Here is a 19,185-nt window from a genome sequence, read left to right as displayed (position 1 = left end):
GCTCCTAACGCGCACTATGCGCCACAGGATGGAATACGGCTTTCATCTGGATCGATGCGGGCCCCAGCAACACGATCATCAGCGCCGGGAAAATGCAGAAGATCAGCGGGAACAGCAGCTTGAGCGCCACCTTGGCGGCCGCCTCCTGCGCTACCACGGCCCGCTTGCGGCGCAGGTTGTCGGCGTGCACGCGCAGGGAATCGCCCATGCTGGTTCCGAAGCGCTCGGCCTGAACCAGCATCGCCACCAGCGCATCGACATCTTCCACGCCGCTGCGCAGGGCCAGGTTGCGCAGGGCGCGCTCCTTGGAAAAGCCGGAGCGCATTTCCATCAGCACCAGCTGCAGCTCCTGGGCCAGCGGCAGGCTCTTGATGTGGATTTCGCCTGCAACTTTTGCCAGCGCGCGTTCCATGCTCAGGCCCGCCTCGACGCAGATGGTCAGCAAGTCCAGCGCATCGGGCAGGCTTTCGAAGATGTCGCGCTGGCGCAGTTCGGCGCGGCGCGCCAGCACGCCGTTTGGCAGGTAGTAGCCGATGGCCGCACTGGCAAACAATGCCAGCAGCAGGTTGCCGCTACGTCCCGCCTGGCTTGCCACCAGCGCAGGCAAGGCCAGTGCCAGCAAGGTCTTGGCGGCAAAGTACAGTTTTGGTGCAGCGGGATGGCGCCAGCCGGCATTCATGAAGCGCGTGCGCAGCGCCGACTGTTCCCAGCCATCTTCCGGCAGCGACAGGCGGCTGAACGGCTCCGCCACCCGCGCCACTTTTTCGATCCACTCGCCCTGGCCGGGTGCAGGCATCGTTTCGCTGGCGCCGGCGAAGGATTTCAGGCGCTCGCGCAGCGGCACGCTGGACAGGGCCAGCATGGCCCACAGCGCCAGGCCTGCCACCACGGCAAACACCAGCAGCAGGAACAGGATGCTCCCCAGGTCGGCGCCGCTCATACGCGCACCCTGATCACCTGGCGCATCCATACCATGCCCACCGCCATGGCGCAGGCGCCGTACCACAGCATGCGCTGCCCGTTCGGGTCCTGCCACAGGACCGAGCTGTATTTCGGATTGGTCACCTGCATCGCAGCCATCAGGCCAAGCGGCATCAAGGTCAGGACCCAGGCCGACATGCGGCCTTCCGCCGACATCACGCGCACCTGCGCCAGCAGTTGCAGGCGCGCCCGCGTCATGCGCGACACATTGTCCAGCAGCTCGGCCAGGTTGCCGCCGGATTCGCGCTGGATCAGCACCGCGATCACCAGGTAGCGCAAATCGGTCAGCGGCACGCGGGCAGCCAGATTGTGCAGGGCATCCTGCATGGTGACGCCGAAATTCACCTCCTCGTATGTGGCGCGGAATTCGCCGCCCAGCGGATCGGCCACTTCGTCGCCCGCCATCTGCATCACATTGGCAAAGGAATGGCCGGCACGCAGGCCGCGCGCGAGGAAGTCGGCCATTTCCGGCAGTTGCGATTCGATGCGGCGTATCCGTGCGGCCCGCGCGCGCCGCAGCGCCACGAACGGCGCCGCCAGGAACAGCAGGCCGACAATGGCCGATGGCAGCGGCGGCATATGCAATGCGGCAGGCGCCAGCAAGCCTGCCAGCGCGGACGCGCCCTGGACCTGCAGCAGGCGCGCCACCTGCCAGCGCAGGCCCGATTGCAGCAGCAGCCGGTCCAGCGCACCGATGTGCGGAATGCGCCGCAGCAGTGCATCAAGCCCGGGCGAGTTCGCGTAGCGGCGCTCCTTGAGGATGCTGATGCCGCCGCCCGCGCCCTCGGCGCGGCCCGACATCAACCGCAGGCGGCGCGCGATGCGCTGCGCGCTGTTGCCGTGCGTGCTGCTCCACCACAGCCACACGCCCTCGCACAGGCAGATTATGGCGGCGAACAGCAGCACGGAAAATGCAGTCCAGGCGACATCCATGACCGCCCCCTATTCGTAGACTTTGCCGGGATCGAAAACGCTGTCGGGCACCGGAACGCCGAACATGCGCAGGCGTTCGGCAAAGCGCGGCCGCACGCCGGTGGCGAAATAATGGCCCTGCACCTTGCCCTGGGCATCCACGCCGGTCTGCTCGAAATGGAAAATCTCGTGCATGGCCACAGTGTCGCCCTCCATGCCGGTGACTTCCTGCAGGCTGACCAGCTTGCGCGTGCCGTCGGTCAGGCGCGAAAGCTGCATCACCACCGTGATGGCGGAGCAGATCTGCTGGCGCGCGGTACGCGGCGTCAGGTTGGCGCCTGCCATGCCGACCATGCTCTCCAGCCGCGTCAGGGCATCGCGCGGCGAGTTGGCGTGGATCGTTGCAAACGAGCCTTCATGGCCCGTGTTCATGGCCTGCAGCATGTCGATCGCCTCGGCCCCGCGTACTTCGCCCAGGATGATGCGGTCGGGACGCATGCGCAGCGCATTGCGCACCAGCGCGCGCTGCGTCACTTCGCCCTTGCCTTCCACGTTCGGCAGGCGCGTTTCCAGGCGCACGATATGCGGCTGGCGCAGTTGCAGTTCCGCCGCGTCCTCGATGGTCACGATGCGCTCGCTGGCCGGGATGAAGCCGGACAGCACGTTGAGCAGCGTGGTCTTGCCGCTGCCGGTGCCGCCGGAGATCAGCACGTTCAGGCGCGCCTGGCCCAGCGCCTTCAGCACTTCCGACATGGGCGGCGTCAGGCTCTTGAACTCCAGCAGCTTTTCCATCGACAGCGGCTGGGCCGAGAAGCGCCGGATCGACAGGATCGGCCCGTCCACCGCCAGCGGCGGGATGATGGCGTTGACACGCGAGCCATCCGGCAGGCGCGCGTCGACCATCGGGCTTGATTCATCCACGCGCCGGCCCACGCGCGACACGATCTTTTCGATGATCTTCATCAGGTGCGTGTTGTCGTGGAAGCTGATGCCGGTCAGTTCCAGCCGGCCGGTGCGCTCGACGTAGACCTGGGCGTGGGTATTGACCAGGATGTCGGACACGCCGGGATCGGCCAGCAGGGGCTCCAGCGGGCCGAAGCCCAGCATCTCGTTCTGGATGTCGAGCACCAGCTTGTGGCGTTCACCCTGGTTCAGCACGATGCGCTCGTCCTCCACGATGCGCGCCACCAGCAGCGCCAGTTCGTGCTTGAACTGTTCCGGCGTCAGGCGCTTCAGCCGCTCCAGGTCGATGCGTTCCAGGATCATCTGGTGCATGGACTTCTTCAGCTCCTGGTAGGCGCCGTCGGCCATCGCCGGGGCGCTCGGCGCCTGCTGTTTTTCATCGCCCAGCGCCAGGCGTTCTCGCAAGCTCATGGTCGGCTCCCCATCAATGTTCGGTTTCGGCGCGGCCAAACAGCCGGTCGAACAAGCCCTTGCTCTCGGGCAGGCGGCGCTCGGTCACCGCCTCCACCAGCTCCGCCAGGCTGCGCGCCACCGGGCTGCTGCGCGCCAGCTGCAGCAGCGGAATGCCCTGGTTGACCGAGTCGGTGGCGGACAGGTAATCGTTCGGCACCGTATGCAGCACGTCGGCGCCCAGCGCCTGCTCCAGGTCGGCCAGGCGCAGCTTGCCGCCCTTCTCGTAGCGGTTGACGATCAGGCGCGTGCGCTCCTGCGGATAGCCGAGCGAACGGAAGATGTCGAGCAGGCGGCGCCCATCGCGGATGTCGGGCAGCGCCAGTTGCAGCACCGGGTAGATGGCGTCGGCCTGGTCCAGCGCGCGCAGCGACAGGGCATCGATCTGGCGCCCCACGTCCAGCAGCACGTAGTCGTAATGCTGGCGCGCGATGCGCAGGATGGCATCGATATGGTCCGGCTTCATCTGGGTCGCCAGCGCCGGGTCGTCGGCTGCCGCCAGCACGCCGTAGCCGGGCGCCACATGCACCAGGCACGACTCCAGGAAGGCCGCGTCGAGGCGGCCGATCTGGCCGCAGATGTCGGACAGGGTCATGGCCGGCTTCTGGTCCGACACGTACAGCGTGGCGTCGCCGAACTGGCCATGCAGGTCGAGCAGCAGCACCTTGCGCCCGGCCAGCGCCGCCAGCGCATAGCCGAAGTTGGTGGCCAGGAAGGTGGCGCCGCTGCCGCCCTTGCAGGAAATGAAGGCCAGCGCCTTGCCCTCGCGTACCGCGGTCACGCCGCGCTCGATCTCGACGCGGTCCAGCGCTTCGTGCAGGGCCCGATGCACCAGCGGCAGGTGCAGCACTTCGCGCATGCCGACGCGCATGGCGCGGATCAGCAACTCGTGCTGCGGCGCGCGCGTCAGCAGGATAAAGGAGGTATCGGGATAATGCCGCGCCAGCGGTTCCAGCAGCTCGGCCTGGGCCGGCTCCACCTCGCTGGCATCGAACAGCACCAGTTCGGGCGGCTGCGGCAGCAGGCGCTCCACCGCATCGCGCAGGTCGCGCCGCGTGGCTGTCAGCTGCAGCGCCGGCAGGCGCGCCGAGCCCTGCGCCGCCAGTTCCGCCTGCAACCGTTCGTCATTGCTGATCAACAGCGCTTTCATGGGACCTCCTTTGCGTGCAGGTTCAGGGGCAAGGTGCCTGGCCCGGCGTGTAGCCCAGCGACTCGGCAGGCACCAGGGTGGTGGCAGAAGGCATCAGGTCCGGGACCGGCACCATCGGCAGCAAGGGCTCGTAAGCCAGCGCCGGGCAAGCGGCGCCGCTGCCGCACAGGCGCACCCGCACCATGCTGATGCAAGCCGGGCCATGTGGATCGCGCGCGCAGTTGATGCGGTTGGCCAGCGGGCAAGCCGGCAGCAGCGGCAGCGGCGCCAGCACGCCGGCGGCGTCCTGCCACAGGTATTCGATGCGGATATTGGCGCTGCTGACGTTGGGCGCCAGCGGCAGCGCGCCGTCATCGCTGCGAAACAGCGCCGCCTGGCGCAGCGCCTGCATGGCTGCCGGGTTGCTGAAGTCCGTGATCGCGGCGGCACGCGCCGCGCGTTGGGTCACTTCGGGCAGCGTGTTCCACACGAACAGCAGGCGGCCGTATTCGAAGATGGCGAACAGCATGGGCATGAACACCGCGCATACCAGGCCGAATTCGACGGTGGCGCTGCCGCGCCGGCGGGATGTCCTAGTTGTCACGGCCGACCTCCGCGTACACGACCAGGTTCACCGCGGGATGTCCCAGTTCGACTACGGCCTGGCTTTCGACGGTCAGCATCACGCCGATCTTGCTCGGGACCATGCCCGGCAACAGCTGGTCGCAATGCCCGATATCGCACATGAACTCGACATGCCATGCCTGGGTACCGATGTTGGCCGCGGACAGGGTTTGGCCGATCATCTGCTGGGCGCTGTCCAGCACCACGGCGCGCCGGCTGCTGTCGCGCAGGCTCTCCAGCGGCACCTGGGACAGGAAGCGCGCGGCGTTGCTGGCGGCCCGGTCCGCCGCCGCGCCATCGATCGCCAGGTGTCCCATATTGAGGGCGAGCGCCAGCAAGGGCGCCAGCCCCGCCATGACCAGGGCGGCCTCGATGGCGGCCACGCCGCGGCAGCGCAGGCGCTTCATCGCAGCAGCTCCACATCGGTTGCCAGCGCTGCCACTTCCTTCGCGCTGAGGATGCCGGCAAACTCGCCCGGCACTTCAGTAGCCGAGGCCTGGGCCGTCATGAAGAAGCGCGCCACCGCCAGCACCGTGCCATCCACATTCGCGCCAGCCGGAAGCGGGCAGGCCAGCAGGGGCACGTAGAGCAGGCGCCGGTCCTTGCGTCCCGGGTAGCCGGTGGGCGCGGTCATGAAGCCGGTGTTGTTGTACACGCCGCCGGCTGGCCAGCTGGTGCCGGTAGCGCTGAAGGCCGGCGACGCGGGATACAGGCTGTTCCAGTGGGAGAACTGGAAGTTGCTGTTGTTGCTGCGCCTGGCGGGACCGTAGGCCCACAGCGTGCCGTACTGCGCCGGGGCGATGGCCGGCAGGGGATAGGCGCCGTCGGCCACGCTCGCCAGGGGCTTGCCGGCGGCAGGCGTGCTGGCGGCGGCGGCAGCCTGCGGCGGGTAGCTGCTGATCCAGCTCGCCAGGGCGCCGCGGTACTCGCGCACATTGCTGTCCGGCGGCGCCGCGTAAGGGTCGCAGCCTTCGCTGCCGCCGTAACTGCCGAAGCGGGAGTTGAGCTGCTGCCACAGCTCGAAGCCGGCGTTGCGGCGCACATGCAGCGCGCCGGCCAGCGAGTTGTAGGCCAGCTTGCCGGCGCACATGAACGGCGCCACCTGGCTGCTGTCGGTGCTGGACGGCAGCGCCGGGCTGCCGGGCGGGCTGGCCGGATCGACCAGGAAGTACTCGCCGCTGCTGGCGCCCGGCGCCGGGTTCAGGGCAAGCAGGTTATAGGCGACGCCGAAACGCAGGCCGTACTCGATGCGTTCTTCCAGGCCGGGGCCGTTGTAGCGGGTGGCGACCGCGCTGCTGCTCGGCGCGCAGATCGCCAGCGGCAGCACGCGCAGGCCATTCGGCCCGGCCACGGCGCGCGCTCCCACCGTCGTGGCGTCGCTGCCGCCCAGCAGGCGCCCGAAAGCGACCGGCAGCATGGTGAAGGCTTCCCCCTGTTCGGCCATGTCGGCGCGCGCATAGCGCAGGTCGCCGGGCGCGCCCTGGGCCGCACTGTATTCCAGCCAGGGGCCGTCCGGGCCCGCGGCAAACGACAGCACGGCGGTATTGAGCCAGACCCGGCCGACACCGCGCACCTGGCGGTTCGCCACCACCACGCTGGCGGCGGAACCGGCCATGGCAATGCCGCTCGCGCTGCCGTCCAGCTGCTGCGCCGCGCTCAGCGCGACCGTATCGGCAAGCTGCTGCAACTGGCTCTGGCGCTGGAAGGCCATCGACAGCTCCAGCGCCAGGCCGCAGACGCCAATTGCCAGCGGCAGCACCAGGGCCGTCATGACCAGCAGCGAGCCGCGCTCATGCTTGCGCTTCATTTGCGTTCCCCCGTGTCCGGCGCCGGCTCGCTGTAGGACTTGCGGTAGCGCGCCTGGGCCGCCGCCGCCGCCGCGCCATCGAGCCCCGCGCCCTCGCCCTCCGGCTTGACCAGGTGCGCCGTGATCACGAACAGCAGTTCGCTGCGGTCGTTCTGGAAGTCGGTGCTGCGGAACAGCGCGCCCAGCACCGGTATCTCGCTGAGAAAGGGCACGCCCTTGATGTTGTTGACCTGGATATGCCGGATCAGGCCACCGATGGCAAAGCTCTGGCCATCCTGCAGCTGCACCGTGGTGCTGGCGCGGCGCGTGGTAATCAGCGGGAAGATGGCGCGCCCGCTGAAGCTGCCGTTACTGACGCCGATGCCGTCGCGCGAGAGCTCTGAGACTTCCGGCGCCACCTTCAGGTTGATGCGGCCGCCGGCCAGCACGGTGGGGGTGAATTTCAGGCCGACGCCGAATTCCTTTTCCTCCAGCGTGATGCGGTTGTTTTCCTGCGCCACCGGCACCATCACCTTGCCGCCGGCGAGAAAACTGCCTTCCTGCCCGCTCATGGCCATGACCGTCGGCTCAGCCAGGATACGCACCTGGCCATCCTGCCGTTCCGCCTCGAGCCGCACGCTGCTGCCGTTCGATTTCGACAGCGACAGGCCGCTGCCCAGCGTGCCGCTCAGGAAGTCGGCCAGCACCATCGCCGTCCAGCTGCCGCCGGCATGGCGCAGCGCAAGGCCCGCTTCCAGCTTGTCGAGCAGGGTCTTCGACACTTCCGCCACCTTGACTTCCAGCTTGACCTGCTGCGGTGCGCTGACAGCCAGCAGGTTCACCAGGCGCGGCCCAGGCGCCGACGCTTGCGCCGGCGCGCCTTCCTTGCGCGCCAGCGGCTGCGGCGCCTGGCGCACAAAGGCTTGCGCCAGGTCCAGCACTTGCGCCAGGGTGGCGCCGTCGCTCACGCTGCCGCTCAGGGCAATGGCGTCGGCCGCGGCGCTGACCTTGATGCCGCGCTCCTGCGGCAGTAGCTCCGCCAGGCTGGCGCGCAGCGGCGAGACATCCAGGCCCACCGCCACCTCCACCACGCTGCAGGCGCCGGACCGGTCCTGCACGATCAGGTTGGTGCTGCCGATTTCCGCGCCGACCAGGTACAGCGTATCGGGCGCCACCAGCGTTGCCTGCAGCACGTGCGGGTTGCCGATGCTGCGCCCGCTCACTGTGCCGGGCAGGCGCATCAGGGTCGATTTGCCGAGTTCCAGAGCCAGCTTGCCGGGAACGGCGGGGGAACCGGCACAGCGCAGGTTATCGCCCAGCGCGGATGCGGCCGGGAGAAAGGTCAGGGTCAGGGTCAGGGCCAGCGCGGCTGGCGGGCAGGTAAGTGCGGATCGCATGGCGCTTCCTCACAGGCATTCCTTGCTGCTGCGGTTGCCGTCGATGACGCCGATGCAATAGCGCGCCGGCTCGGCGGAGGGAGGCAAGGCAGCCCGCGCCAGGCGCGGCGCCGCAGTTGTTGGCGCGGCAGCGGAGGTCGCTGCCAGGGCCGGTGCCATCCCGGTGCCAAGCACGCTTTGGCGCGTGGCGCCGGGCGTGGCGCCCGGCTGCGGGTCGACCTGGTTGCGCAGCGCCAGCGACAGCGTGCCGACGCTGCGCGCCAGGTCAAGCTGCTCGGCCTGGGCGGGCGTGACTTCCAGCGTAACGGCGTTGACCACGCGCGGCTTGGTGTCGTCGCGCGCCACTTCCTGCGCCACGGCCAGGACCAGGATCCGTTCCAGCACGATCTTCGACACTGCCGTTTCATTGACGCCGTTGCTGCCGTTGTGCTGCGCCGGTGCGTACACCAGGATGTCGACGAAATTTCCCGGCAGGGCAAAGCCGGCCACGCCCACCACGTCGTTGACGCGCACCGTGATGGCACGCTTGCCTTCCGCGATCAGGGCCGACAGTCCGCCCAGCGTGCCGGCCGGCGCCAGCTTGGTTTCCGTCACCGGTTCGCCGCGTTGCACGCTGGCTTTCAGCACGCGGCCCGCCAGCGCCGCCGGCTCGCGCTGGGCGCCGGCCGGCATGCTGCCGGCCGGCCATTCGGCCAGCGCCAGCATGTCCGGCGCCAGGCGCTGGCCCAGGCCGACATCGGCCGCCGCCACCGCGATGCGCACGGTGGACGTGGCGGGCTGGCGCAGCCAGCGCGCGGCCAGCAGCACGGCGGCCAGGCCCAGCACCGCTGCCAGGAACAGCATCAGCAAGGCACGCCGGCCCTTCATACGGCACCACCGGCAAACATGCTGGACCAGGCCTGGTCCAGCGTGGCGGGATTCAAGCTCGGCACGGTGCCGGCAAAGCCGGCGAATTCAGCCACGCGCGCCACGATTTCGCGCGGCAGGCTGGCCAGCAAAGGCTGGCCGCTGCCCCGGTGCAGCTCGCCGACCAGGTAGGCCAGCGCCGCTTCATCGGCCTCGATGCCGCGCGCCCGGCATTGCTGGCGCAGCAGGGTGCGGTAGCTGGCTTCCGGCAGCGGCCCCAGCGCCACCTTGTAGCCGATGCGGCGCAGCGCCGCGCCATCAAGCAGAGTGTGCGGCGCCAGGTTGGTGGCGAAGGCCAGCGCCGCCTGGCATGGCACGCTGAAGGCATGGCCGCCAGGCAGCGCAAGCTGGTCGGTGCCGCTATCGAGCAATTGTGCCAGGCGGTTCAGCAGCGCGGCAGCCGGCACGCGCTGGCGGCCCAGGTCATCGATGATCAACAGGCCGTGGCAAGCCTTGAGCTGGGGCGGCGCCAGGTAGCAGCCGCCGGCAGGATCGTGGCGCAAGTCCAGCATGGCGCCATCCAGCTCCGCGCCCAGCTGCACCACGGGGCGCTGGCACAGCAGCCAGCGCATGTCGCCGCTGCGCGCGCCGGCAGGCCGCCCCGGCAAAGGCAGGGGCGCCAGGTGCACCGCCGCGTCGTAAAGCTGGACGATGGCACTGCCTACCGCCACCGCATACGGCACCGCCACCACGCCTTGCAGCAGGCGGCCCAGCTTGCGCGCCAGGGTGGTCTTGCCGCTGCCGGACGGCCCGTACAGGCATACCGAACGTCCGGCATGCATGGCGGCGCCCACCAGTTCATGGATGCGCGGCGGCAGGCAGTCGTCGGCAAACACGCTGGCGACGTCGGCCGCCAGCACCGGCGGCAGTTGCAAGGCCTGGCGCTGCAGCTGGGCGCGCCAGGCTTCGAGCGGCACCGGCGCCGGCCCGACATAGGGCGCGCGGTCAAGCCATTCCGCCGCGCGCTGGCGGCCAATGCCGGTGAGCTGGTACTGCACGTCGATGTCGGAATCGCCGCGCCACGCCACATCCACCACTTGTTCGCCTTGCAGGCCATCGAGCACTTCGCGCAGCACATTGATCGACAGGCGCAGGCGGCTGGTCAGCACTGACAGGTGGCATTTGCCGGCGCCCAGCAAGGCCTTGCCCGCCAGCTCGGCCAGCATGGCCGGTTCCAGGCCGGTGTCGCGCACCGTGCGCGGCGGGCTGGGCAACAACGGCTGTTCATCGTCTGCAAAATCGATCATGGTGACCTCCTGTTGAACCGATGATAGCCATGGGTTTCCGGATGGATATTGAGGCGGAGCAAAGGTCAGCGATGCGCCAATGCAACGCTGACCAGGGTGCCGGCCGCAATCGCCACGGCATACGGCATGCCTTCCCCCTTGGCGCCGCGCCAGCGCGCCAGTTGCAGGCAGAGCAGCGCCAGCACCCCGCCCGCCAGCGCGCTCAGCAGAGAAAGCTGCAACGCCTGCCACGGTCCGACGAAGCTGCCTGCCATGGCGGCCAGCTTGACGTCGCCGGCCGCCATCCCGCCCAGCGCATAGAAGGGCAGGAACAACAGCAGGCCCGTTGCCGCGCCGGCCAGACCCTGCGCCAGCAGCGCACTGTTGCCGCCCAGGTACCAGTGGAGTGCCAGCGCCAGCAGTATGCCCGCCGCCACCAGCGCGTTCGGTATCCGGCGCCAGGCCAGGTCCGATACTGCCGCCTGGAGCACCAGGCACAGCAGGATGATTTCGAGTCCGCTCATGGTAAAAAGGCTGGCTGCCAGGCCGCCGCCAGGCGCCAGCCCCCCATCAAGGCGTCAGTGCATCGACCACGTTGTTGAACACGGTTTGCAGCTCAGTCGAGACGCTGGTCATTGCCGTGCCTACTGCCAGTGCAATCAGCGAAGCGATCAGGCCATACTCGATTGCCGTCACGCCCCGCTCATCCCGGATGAACCGCCTCACTGCCGAAAATGCTTTCATGATGATCTCCTTCGCTAGGAAAACTCTGACGCCTGGGCTGCGCATCATTGGCTTTACTATAGGAGCCATTCCTACGGACAAGTTGATTTTGCGCAAGCTTTCCGCACAGAACTTTTTCTCGCTGCACGGTGTTCTATGTCAAACTGGAGGCATGGAAGCTGTGTTGCAATGAGGTCGCGTTTTTACATGAAAATGCGCAAAGTTAATTGCCGAGAATACAAAAAAGATTTATCCTGATCAGCTATTCTTTAGAAAGCCCCTTGCTTTGCCGCTGAGCGCCTAGTTACCGGACACTCACATGGATTCCCTTCTGAAACATATGGTGGACATGACCGGCCACCGCGATCACACGATGCTCGACATCTCGGTGATCTCGGCGGTAGCGGAACTGGCGTCTGCCACGCAGGCACGTGTGCTGAGCATCGTCAATGTACGCGGCCAGCTCTACGTCCGTTCGCGCGCCGTGATCGAGCAAGGCCGCCCTGCGCGCATGGAGGAGTACCTGGACCCGGCCATCCCGGGCGACCCGGTCAGCATGTTCCCGGCCCTCGCGCGCTGTCTGGCGCACCACGAATCGAGTGCCGACTTCATGTCGCCCGAGGGTGAGCACACACTCTGGCTGCCGATCTGGATGGGCGACAAGGCTGATACCTGCCTGGAAATCGTCAATCCGACGCCGTATACCAGCGATACCATCCACATCATCGGCGGCATTGTCAGCGTCTACCGCAATTTCCAGAACCTGCTCGACTACAGCGAGCGCGACTCGCTGACCGGCCTGCTGAACCGCAAGACTTTCGACGACCAGCTGGCCAAGATGCTGCAGGCCTCAGCCGAGCACGACGTGCTGGCAGTGCCGCCGGACGGCCTCGAGCGCCGCAATCCGCAAGAACAGGAAAAACAATGGCTGGCCGTGGTCGATGTCGACCATTTCAAGGCTGTTAACGATAAATTCGGGCATTTGTACGGTGATGAGGTGTTGATCCTGATCGCCAACCTGCTGCAATCGTCCTTCCGCGCCCAGGACCGCGTATTCCGCTTCGGCGGCGAAGAGTTCGTGGTGCTGCTGCGCTCTTCCACCTTGGATAACGCCAAGAAGATCATCGAACGCTTCCGGATGAACGTGGAACAGCACGAGTTCCCGCAAGTTGGCCAGGTCACGGTGAGCGTCGGCTTCGTCAGCATCAGCGCCTATGAAGCGCCGGTGATCATCCTCGGCCGCGCCGACCAGGCCCTGTATTACGCCAAGAGCCACGGCCGCAACATGGCCTGCCATTACGACGAGCTGGTCAGCGGCGGCCAGCTGCAGACCGTCGAATCCAACGATACCGCCGAATTCTTCTGAGGTTCAGGCTCAGGCCAGGGTCAGGAAGCGCATCGGGTCCACCTGCCATTTCGATGGCGATTCATGGCCCACGATCTTGTCGCCGCCACCGAAGCCCAGGCCGCGCGACAGGTCGACCGTTTCCGGCTTGATGTAGACATTCTTCTTCGTGTTGAAGAACACGTTCACCTTCGGCGCCAGCAGGTTGCTTTCATGCGGCTCGACCACCACGCCGAGGCGGCCTGACTCCAGCATCACCAGCGTGCCGACCGGGTAGATGCCCACGCAGCGCATGAATTCCTGCACCAGCTTGGCGTTGAAATGGTGCTTGCTCCACTCGTAGATCTTGCGCAGCGCCGCTGCTGCCGGCAGGCCCTTGTGGTACACGCGGTCGGCCGTAATGGCATCGTACACGTCGACAATTGCCGCCATCTGCGCGATTTCACTGATATCGTCGCCGGCCAGCTTGTCCGGATAGCCGGTGCCGTCGCGCCGCTCGTGGTGGTGCAGCGTGATGTCCAGTGCCAGCGCCGGCACGTCAGGCGACTGTTTCAGGATGTTGAAGCCGTCCATCGGGTGCTTCTTGATGATGGCGAATTCTTCGTCGGTCAGCGGGCCCGGCTTGTTCAGGATCGCATCCGGCACCAGGGCCTTGCCGGTATCGTGCAGCAGGCCGCCGAGGCCGGCTTCGCGAATGATGTCCTGGTCCATATTGCGCGCATTGGCGAAGGCCACCAGCAAGGCGCACACGCTGACCGAATGCAGGAAGGTGTAGTCGTCCTTCGACTTGATGCGCAGCAGTCCCAGCAGGGCGCCCGGGTTGCGCAGGATCGATTCCGTAATGTTCTGCACTACCGGCTGCACGGAGCCGATCTCGATTGCCTTGCCGAGGCGGGCGTCGGCCATCACATTGCGCACCACGCCGGCTGCCTGGCTGCGAATCTGCGCCGCGCGCTGCAGTTCTTCACCCAGGGAAGTGCGGATAATGCGCGAGGGTTCTTTGGCGATCTCTTCGACTTCGCGTTCGGTGGCCGCCTGGGCCTCGGCCAGCGACGGCGCATCCTCCACATCCAACCCTTTGGACGCATCAATCACCACGTCATGGATGCCGGCCTGGATGATTTTCTGGATCTGCTCCTGGCTGGAAATCTCGAAGCGGTTGCGCACAAACGGGTGGGTCATCCAGTCGCAACTGAGGTCGTGGATATACATGCCGACCTTTAACTGCGCCGAATCGACTTTCTTTAACATGGTGAGGCTCGCGAGGTAAATGCGTGAAGAACGTTAGAATAAGTATACACAATGTTATCCTACGGGAATATGGAACTTCGCCAACTGCGCTATTTTGTCGCCATCGTCGACCACGGATCGCTGTCGCGTGCGGCACTGGTATTGCATGTTGCGCAACCCGCCCTGACCCAGCAGCTACGCCAGCTTGAGGAAGAGCTCGGCGCCCAGCTGCTGCATCGCAGCGCGCAGGGCGTGGTCAGCACCGACGCCGGCAAGGTGTTTTACGACCATGCCCAGGCCATCCTGAAACAAGTGGCCGACGCCCGCTCCGCGGTCACCCAGTCGGCCCGCCCTTCCGGCAGCGTCACCATGGGCCTGCCGCACAGTATTTCCGGCGCCCTGGCGCTGCCCCTGCTCACTGCCGCGCGCGAACAATATCCCGACATTACGCTGCAGTTGACCGAAGAACTGACCGGAAACCTGGCGGAACAGCTCAAAAGCGGACGTGTCAACCTGGCTGTACTGTTCGACGACGGCCAGTTAACGCCGTTTTCCACCACCCCCCTGGCCGAAGAAGAACTGCGTTTCATCTGCCGTCACGACGCGGTGTGGTTCACCGACAACGAAACCGTCACGCTGCAGCAAGCCCTGAACACCACCCTCATCTTGCCGGGCCTGCAACATGGCGTGCGGCCGCGCATCGAGGCCATGGCACGCGCCGCCGGGCTAGTGATCGGCAATGTCATCGAAATCAATTCGATCGCCATCCTGAAGTCCGCCATCATGGCAGGCATGGGCGCCACGATCCTGCCGGTAGCGCCGGTCTTGCCCGAAATCGAACTCGGCCAGATGCGCAGCGTGCGCATCAACCGCCCCGCCATCAGCCGCACCGTGGTGTTGTGCGCCTCGCGCAACATCCCCCTGACCAACGCCGCCAACGCCATTGCCGCGCTGACGCAACAAGTCGCCACCGACCTCTGCCAGCGCAACACCTGGCCCGGCGCCCGCCTGCTCGGCTGAGCCGTTAGATCAGCTTATGTCTTGCAAGGATGCGGCGCAAGCTGCCGTCTGCCCGCATTGATTCCAGCGCGCGCTGGAACTGGGCAATGTCGGTGTCGTCGAAGTCAAGCGAGCCTGCCAGCCAGGCCGTGGTACTGCCAATTGGTGCGCTGGTTTCGAAATCGCGCTCGCTGATGCCGTGGCCGTTCAGCGAGGCGGAAATGATGCGGCGCTCACCAAATGCCGCGTCGGCCATGCCGCCCAGCAGGAAGCGGTGCACTTCGTCGATGGAACTGGCTTCGACAAAGCGCGTGAAGCCCTGCTCTTTCAAAATGACCGCTTGCGCCGCACCGCGCAGCAGGGCAATGCGCTTGTCCTTCATCTGCTCGATGGGCGAGAGCTTGCCGCGCACGGCCAGCAACACGTAGCGCTCCTCGAACAGAGGCACCAGCCAGCGGTATTGCGCTTCGCGTTCGGGCAGCCTAGTCAAGGGATAGATCGCAGTTGCCGGCATGGTCGTGGCCAGGAATTGTGCGCGCCGCCAAGGCACGAAGCGGGTGGCAGGCTTCAGGCCGGCTCGCTTGCACAACTCGGCCACGATCTCTTGCAAGCCGCCGGGTTCGCCGCTTTCATGCACCAGCGAGGGCAAATGGCTGGTCACCAGTTGCATCTTGCGCGCCACGCCGGCAAACGCCCCGATTGGGTTGGCCAACATCACTGCTGCCGCCATCAGAATTGTTCGTCGTGCCATCATTTTTTCTTATACCCCCATCCCCAAACCATATTTCCGTATACTTAAAGTAACCCGTAAACTTGACCGCTGAAAAGGCCTGCACACCCGCAGGCGTTGTGACTTAGGCAAGGACGCGCTTACCCGGCGCCGACCGATGCCAGGCACGCACCGAATCATGATTTTGGAGACAGCCACCATGCCAGACGGCAGCAACTCGTCCGTACTTCACGACGTCACCCTCGACGACAAATTCACTTCCACTACCGGTAAAGTCTTCCTGTCCGGCATCCAGGCGCTGGTGCGCTTGCCTATGATGCAACAATTGCGCGATGCGCGCGACGGTTTGAATACCGGCGGCTTCATTTCCGGCTACCGCGGTTCCCCGCTGGGCGGCCTGGACGAAACCCTGTGGAAGGCGCAAAAGCACCTGGAAAAGCACAATGTGCAGTTCGTCCCTGGCGTGAACGAGGACCTGGCGGCGACCGCTGTCTGGGGTTCGCAGCAGGTTGACCTGATCGGCCCGGCCAAGTACGACGGCGTGTTCGCCATGTGGTACGGCAAGGGCCCGGGCGTGGACCGCTGCGGCGACGTCTTCAAGCACATGAACCATGCCGGTACGTCCAAGAACGGCGGCATCCTGCTGGTGGCCGGCGACGACCATGGCGCCTACTCCTCCACCCTGCCGCACCAGTCGGACCACATCTTCTCCGCCTGCATGATCCCGGTGCTATATCCATGCAATGTGCAGGAGTATATCGACCTCGGCATCCACGGCTGGGCCATGTCGCGCTTCTCCGGTTGCGCCGTCGCCTTCAAGGCGCTGGCCGACACCGTCGAGTCGAGCGCTTCCATCGACGCCGATCCGTTCCGCGTCGAGGTGAAGATCCCGCAGGATTTCGTGATGCCGGAAGGCGGCGTGAATGCCCGCCTGTCCTCCATCCCTCTCGGCCAGCAAGCGCGCAACCAGGAAGCGCTGATGCAGGACTACAAGATCTACGCGGCCCTGGCTTACGCCCGCGAGAACAAGCTGAATCACACCACCATCGATTCCAAGGACGCCAAGCTGGGCATCATCGCCTCCGGCAAGTCTTACCTGGACGTGCTGGAAGCGCTGGAAGAACTGGGCATCGACGAAGCGATGGCGGCCAAGGTTGGCCTGCGCTTGTTCAAGGTCTCCATGCCGTGGCCGCTGGAGCCGGACTCGGTGCGCGAATTCGCACAGGGCCTGGACGAAATCCTGGTGGTGGAAGAAAAGCGCCAGTTCGTCGAGTACCAGTTGAAGGAACAGCTGTACAACTGGCGCGACGACGTGCGCCCGCACATCATCGGCAAGTTCGACGACAAGGGCGAATGGGTGGCCCCGCGCGGCGAATGGCTGCTGCCGCCGAAGGCTGACTTCTCGGTATCGCAGGTGGCGCGCGTGATCGCCGGCCGCGTGGCCCGCTACATCGCCGACGCCTCGATCCAGGACCAGATCAAGGCCCGCCTGTCCTTCCTGGAAGCGAAAGACGCAGTACTGAAGAAGGCGATCGAGACCCCGTTCCGTCCGGCCTTCTACTGCTCCGGCTGCCCGCATAATACCTCGACCAAGGTGCCTGAAGGCTCGTTCGCGCTGGCCGGCATCGGATGCCACGTGATGGCGACCTCGATCTACCCCGAGATGAACAAGCTGACCACCCATATGGGCGGCGAAGGCACGCCGTGGATCGGCCAGGCTGCGTTCAGCAAAGTGCCGCACGTGTTCCAGAACCTGGGCGACGGCACCTACTTCCACTCAGGCTACCTGGCGATCCGCGCCGCCGTGGCGGCAAAGGTCAACATCACCTACAAGATCCTGTACAACGACGCCGTGGCAATGACCGGCGGCCAGCCGGTCGACGGAACGGTGTCCGTGCCGATGATCGCGCAGCAGATGGCGGCCGAAGGCATCAAGCGCATCGCCCTGGTGACCGAAGACCTGTCGCGCTACACCGACCGTTCCGCCCTGCCGAACATCATTTCCCTGCACGACCGCAAGGAAATGGATGCCGTGCAGCGCGAACTGCGCGAGCTGCCAGGCTGCACCGTCATCATTTACGACCAGACTTGCGCCGCCGAGAAGCGTCGCCGCCGCAAGAAGGGCGAGTTCCCTGACCCTGCAAAGCGCATGGTCATCAACGAAGCCGTGTGCGAAGGCTGCGGCGATTGCGGCATCCAGTCCAACTGCGTCTCGATCCTGCCGAAGGAAACTGAGTTCGGCCGCAAGCGCACCATCGACCAGTCTTCCTGCAACAAGGACTACTCCTGCACCAAGGGCTTCTGCCCATCCTTCGTCACCGTCGAAGGCGGCACGCTGAAGAAGACCAAGACCGGCGCGGCGAAGACCGACGACTGGGGCGATATCCCTGCGCCGGTACTGCCAAGCATTGAGCACCCCTACAACATCCTGATCAACGGCATCGGCGGCACCGGCGTGATTACCGTCGGCGCGCTGATGGGCATGGCGGCGCACCTGGAAGGCAAAGGCGCCTCCGTGCTGGACATGACCGGCATGTCGCAGAAGAACGGCTCCGTGACTTCCCACGTCAAAGTGGCGAAGACCCCGGCCCACCTGCGCGCGCAGCGGATCGCCACCGGCGAAGCAGACCTGATCCTGGGCTGCGACATGCTGACCTCCGGCGCCTACGACGCCGTGTCGAAGATGCGCCCAGGCCGCACCTTCGCCATCGTCAACCAGCACGAGCAGCCGCCAGGCACCTTCGCGCAGAACGCCGACTGGCAGTACCCGGCCGAAAGCGTGGAAGCGCTGATTACCGAATCGGTCGGCGGCGCGCAGTCCGTGGACTTCATCAACGCGACCAAGCTGGCGACCGCGCTGATGGGCGACTCGATCGCCTCCAACCTGTTCATGATGGGTTATGCCTTCCAGAAGGGTCGCATCCCGCTGAGCGAAGCGGCCCTGCTGCGCGCGATTGAGCTGAATGGCGTGGCTGTTGAATCGAACAAGCGCTCCTTCCTGTGGGGCCGCCGCGCCGCCGTGGACTTCAAGCGCGTGGAAAAGATCGCGACCCCGACCCAGGCTGTCGTGGTGCAGATGCCACAGTCGCTGGAAAACATCATCAAAAAGCGCGTTGAATTCCTGACCGGCTACCAGGACGCAGCTTATGCCGCTACCTATGAAGACCTGGTGCAGCAAGTGCGCTCGAAAGAGACCCTGCTGGGCCTGGGCAACAAGCTGTCGACCGCGGTGGCCAAGTCGCTGTTCAAGCTGATGTCCTATAAAGATGAATATGAAGTGGCGCGCCTGTACACCGATGGCCGCTTTGTCGAACAGCTGAAAACGCAGTTTGAAGGCGATTTCTCGCTGAAGTTCAACCTGGCGCCACCGCTGTTCGCGAAGAAGGATGCCAAGGGCCACCTGGTCAAGGCGGAATATGGTTCGTGGATGTGGAAGGCGTTCCAGCTGCTGGCCAAGTTCAAGGGCCTGCGCGGCGGTACTTTCGATATCTTCGGCTATACCGAGGAGCGTAAGATGGAACGCGCGCTGATCACGGACTATCGCGCTGTTGTGGCGGAACTGCTGGCGGGATTGTCGGCTGGCAACCATGAGCAGGCCGTGGCAGTGGCTGCGCTGCCGGAGCGTATCCGTGGCTTCGGCCATGTGAAGGAAAAGGCTGTGGCTGAGTACAAGATGGCTAAGGCGAAGATGATGGCTGCTTTCAAGGGCGGCGATCGGGCTGCTGCCTGAAAAACCGATAAACCAGGGTACGACCCAGGCCGGCTGGCCGTCCCGTCGGACCCG

Annotated in this window: 17 protein-coding genes; 3 read left to right on the top strand and 14 right to left on the bottom strand. The window is 65.8% G+C overall.

The window, feature by feature from the left end; all coding sequences use genetic code 11:
* Positions 1-4: 4 nt before the first annotated feature.
* The 12 genes from ACN9MZ_RS03000 to ACN9MZ_RS02945 all read right to left on the bottom strand — a co-directional run bounded on the left by ACN9MZ_RS03000 (position 5) and on the right by ACN9MZ_RS02945 (position 11,118).
* Positions 5-940: a type II secretion system F family protein gene (locus ACN9MZ_RS03000; protein WP_426340843.1), complete on the bottom strand. Its 936-nt coding sequence runs from the start codon at positions 938-940 to the stop codon at positions 5-7.
* Positions 937-1,914 (bottom strand): type II secretion system F family protein, encoded by a 978-nt coding sequence (locus tag ACN9MZ_RS02995; RefSeq protein ID WP_426340842.1) that lies wholly within the window; start codon positions 1,912-1,914, stop codon positions 937-939. Before ACN9MZ_RS02995 ends, ACN9MZ_RS03000 begins: the two co-directional genes overlap by 4 nt.
* Positions 1,915-1,923: 9 nt before the next feature.
* Positions 1,924-3,267, bottom strand: a complete 1,344-nt coding sequence (locus ACN9MZ_RS02990; RefSeq protein ID WP_426340841.1) for a CpaF family protein — start codon at positions 3,265-3,267, stop codon at positions 1,924-1,926.
* 13 nt (positions 3,268-3,280) lie between these two features.
* Positions 3,281-4,456 carry an AAA family ATPase gene (locus ACN9MZ_RS02985; protein ID WP_426340840.1) on the bottom strand — a complete coding sequence of 392 codons (1,176 nt, stop codon included), beginning with the start codon at positions 4,454-4,456 and terminating at the stop codon, positions 3,281-3,283.
* Between the two features lie 22 nt (positions 4,457-4,478).
* Complete coding sequence (locus ACN9MZ_RS02980) at positions 4,479-5,039, bottom strand: TadE/TadG family type IV pilus assembly protein (protein ID WP_426340839.1); 561 nt, start codon at positions 5,037-5,039, stop codon at positions 4,479-4,481.
* The gene (locus ACN9MZ_RS02975; protein ID WP_426340838.1) at positions 5,029-5,466 is read right to left on the bottom strand and encodes a hypothetical protein; all 438 of its coding nucleotides are present in this window, start codon (positions 5,464-5,466) and stop codon (positions 5,029-5,031) included. The genes ACN9MZ_RS02980 and ACN9MZ_RS02975 overlap by 11 nt, the downstream gene beginning before the upstream one ends.
* Entirely contained in the window at positions 5,463-6,866 is a 1,404-nt protein-coding gene (locus ACN9MZ_RS02970; protein ID WP_426340837.1) for a pilus assembly protein TadG-related protein, read from the bottom strand. Before ACN9MZ_RS02970 ends, ACN9MZ_RS02975 begins: the two co-directional genes overlap by 4 nt.
* Entirely contained in the window at positions 6,863-8,242 is a 1,380-nt protein-coding gene (locus ACN9MZ_RS02965) for a type II and III secretion system protein family protein (protein ID WP_426340836.1), read from the bottom strand. Before ACN9MZ_RS02965 ends, ACN9MZ_RS02970 begins: the two co-directional genes overlap by 4 nt.
* A gap of 9 nt (positions 8,243-8,251) precedes the next feature.
* Positions 8,252-9,109, bottom strand: a complete 858-nt coding sequence (gene cpaB, locus ACN9MZ_RS02960) for a Flp pilus assembly protein CpaB (protein ID WP_426340835.1) — start codon at positions 9,107-9,109, stop codon at positions 8,252-8,254.
* Positions 9,106-10,395 carry an ATP-binding protein gene (locus ACN9MZ_RS02955; protein WP_426340834.1) on the bottom strand — a complete coding sequence of 430 codons (1,290 nt, stop codon included), beginning with the start codon at positions 10,393-10,395 and terminating at the stop codon, positions 9,106-9,108. The genes cpaB and ACN9MZ_RS02955 overlap by 4 nt, the downstream gene beginning before the upstream one ends.
* Before the next feature lie 65 nt (positions 10,396-10,460).
* A complete protein-coding gene (locus tag ACN9MZ_RS02950; protein WP_426340833.1) occupies positions 10,461-10,898 on the bottom strand; it encodes an A24 family peptidase in 438 nt (145 codons plus the stop codon).
* 46 nt (positions 10,899-10,944) lie between these two features.
* Positions 10,945-11,118, bottom strand: a complete 174-nt coding sequence (locus tag ACN9MZ_RS02945) for a Flp family type IVb pilin (protein WP_426340832.1) — start codon at positions 11,116-11,118, stop codon at positions 10,945-10,947.
* A gap of 298 nt (positions 11,119-11,416) precedes the next feature.
* Between ACN9MZ_RS02945 and ACN9MZ_RS02940 the strand changes: the two genes are divergently transcribed.
* Positions 11,417-12,463 (top strand): GGDEF domain-containing protein, encoded by a 1,047-nt coding sequence (locus ACN9MZ_RS02940; RefSeq protein WP_426340831.1) that lies wholly within the window; start codon positions 11,417-11,419, stop codon positions 12,461-12,463.
* A 9-nt stretch (positions 12,464-12,472) separates the two neighbouring features.
* Here ACN9MZ_RS02940 and ACN9MZ_RS02935 read toward each other — a convergent pair whose 3' ends face one another.
* Positions 12,473-13,693 carry an HD-GYP domain-containing protein gene (locus ACN9MZ_RS02935; protein ID WP_426167381.1) on the bottom strand — a complete coding sequence of 407 codons (1,221 nt, stop codon included), beginning with the start codon at positions 13,691-13,693 and terminating at the stop codon, positions 12,473-12,475.
* Between the two features lie 69 nt (positions 13,694-13,762).
* Between ACN9MZ_RS02935 and ACN9MZ_RS02930 the strand changes: the two genes are divergently transcribed.
* Positions 13,763-14,692, top strand: coding sequence for a LysR substrate-binding domain-containing protein (locus ACN9MZ_RS02930; RefSeq protein WP_426340830.1), 930 nt, complete (start codon positions 13,763-13,765; stop codon positions 14,690-14,692).
* 4 nt (positions 14,693-14,696) lie between these two features.
* Here ACN9MZ_RS02930 and ACN9MZ_RS02925 read toward each other — a convergent pair whose 3' ends face one another.
* Positions 14,697-15,425: a substrate-binding periplasmic protein gene (locus ACN9MZ_RS02925; protein WP_426340829.1), complete on the bottom strand. Its 729-nt coding sequence runs from the start codon at positions 15,423-15,425 to the stop codon at positions 14,697-14,699.
* Positions 15,426-15,600: 175 nt separating this feature from the next.
* On the opposite strand from ACN9MZ_RS02925, the gene ACN9MZ_RS02920 reads away from it, so the two are divergent.
* Entirely contained in the window at positions 15,601-19,131 is a 3,531-nt protein-coding gene (locus ACN9MZ_RS02920) for an indolepyruvate ferredoxin oxidoreductase family protein (RefSeq protein WP_426340828.1), read from the top strand.
* The last annotated feature ends 54 nt before the right edge of the window (positions 19,132-19,185 follow it).

It is taken from the genome of Pseudoduganella sp. S-14 (assembly GCF_049913285.1).
GTDB lineage: Bacteria > Pseudomonadota > Gammaproteobacteria > Burkholderiales > Burkholderiaceae_D > Rugamonas.
The sequence above is the reverse complement of the archived record's forward strand: the minus strand, read 5'-3'. Positions and strand labels throughout refer to the sequence as shown.

Coding starts and splice junctions, on each gene's coding strand:
- ACN9MZ_RS03000 (WP_426340843.1), bottom strand. CDS start 940: ATGAGCGGCGCCGACCTGGGGAGCATCCTGTTCCTGCTGCTGGTGTTT.
- ACN9MZ_RS02995 (WP_426340842.1), bottom strand. CDS start 1,914: ATGGATGTCGCCTGGACTGCATTTTCCGTGCTGCTGTTCGCCGCCATA.
- ACN9MZ_RS02990 (WP_426340841.1), bottom strand. CDS start 3,267: ATGAGCTTGCGAGAACGCCTGGCGCTGGGCGATGAAAAACAGCAGGCG.
- ACN9MZ_RS02985 (WP_426340840.1), bottom strand. CDS start 4,456: ATGAAAGCGCTGTTGATCAGCAATGACGAACGGTTGCAGGCGGAACTG.
- ACN9MZ_RS02975 (WP_426340838.1), bottom strand. CDS start 5,466: ATGAAGCGCCTGCGCTGCCGCGGCGTGGCCGCCATCGAGGCCGCCCTG.
- ACN9MZ_RS02970 (WP_426340837.1), bottom strand. CDS start 6,866: ATGAAGCGCAAGCATGAGCGCGGCTCGCTGCTGGTCATGACGGCCCTG.
- ACN9MZ_RS02965 (WP_426340836.1), bottom strand. CDS start 8,242: ATGCGATCCGCACTTACCTGCCCGCCAGCCGCGCTGGCCCTGACCCTG.
- cpaB (WP_426340835.1), bottom strand. CDS start 9,109: ATGAAGGGCCGGCGTGCCTTGCTGATGCTGTTCCTGGCAGCGGTGCTG.
- ACN9MZ_RS02955 (WP_426340834.1), bottom strand. CDS start 10,395: ATGATCGATTTTGCAGACGATGAACAGCCGTTGTTGCCCAGCCCGCCG.
- ACN9MZ_RS02950 (WP_426340833.1), bottom strand. CDS start 10,898: ATGAGCGGACTCGAAATCATCCTGCTGTGCCTGGTGCTCCAGGCGGCA.
- ACN9MZ_RS02945 (WP_426340832.1), bottom strand. CDS start 11,118: ATGAAAGCATTTTCGGCAGTGAGGCGGTTCATCCGGGATGAGCGGGGC.
- ACN9MZ_RS02940 (WP_426340831.1), top strand. CDS start 11,417: ATGGATTCCCTTCTGAAACATATGGTGGACATGACCGGCCACCGCGAT.
- ACN9MZ_RS02935 (WP_426167381.1), bottom strand. CDS start 13,693: ATGTTAAAGAAAGTCGATTCGGCGCAGTTAAAGGTCGGCATGTATATC.
- ACN9MZ_RS02930 (WP_426340830.1), top strand. CDS start 13,763: ATGGAACTTCGCCAACTGCGCTATTTTGTCGCCATCGTCGACCACGGA.
- ACN9MZ_RS02925 (WP_426340829.1), bottom strand. CDS start 15,425: ATGATGGCACGACGAACAATTCTGATGGCGGCAGCAGTGATGTTGGCC.
- ACN9MZ_RS02920 (WP_426340828.1), top strand. CDS start 15,601: ATGCCAGACGGCAGCAACTCGTCCGTACTTCACGACGTCACCCTCGAC.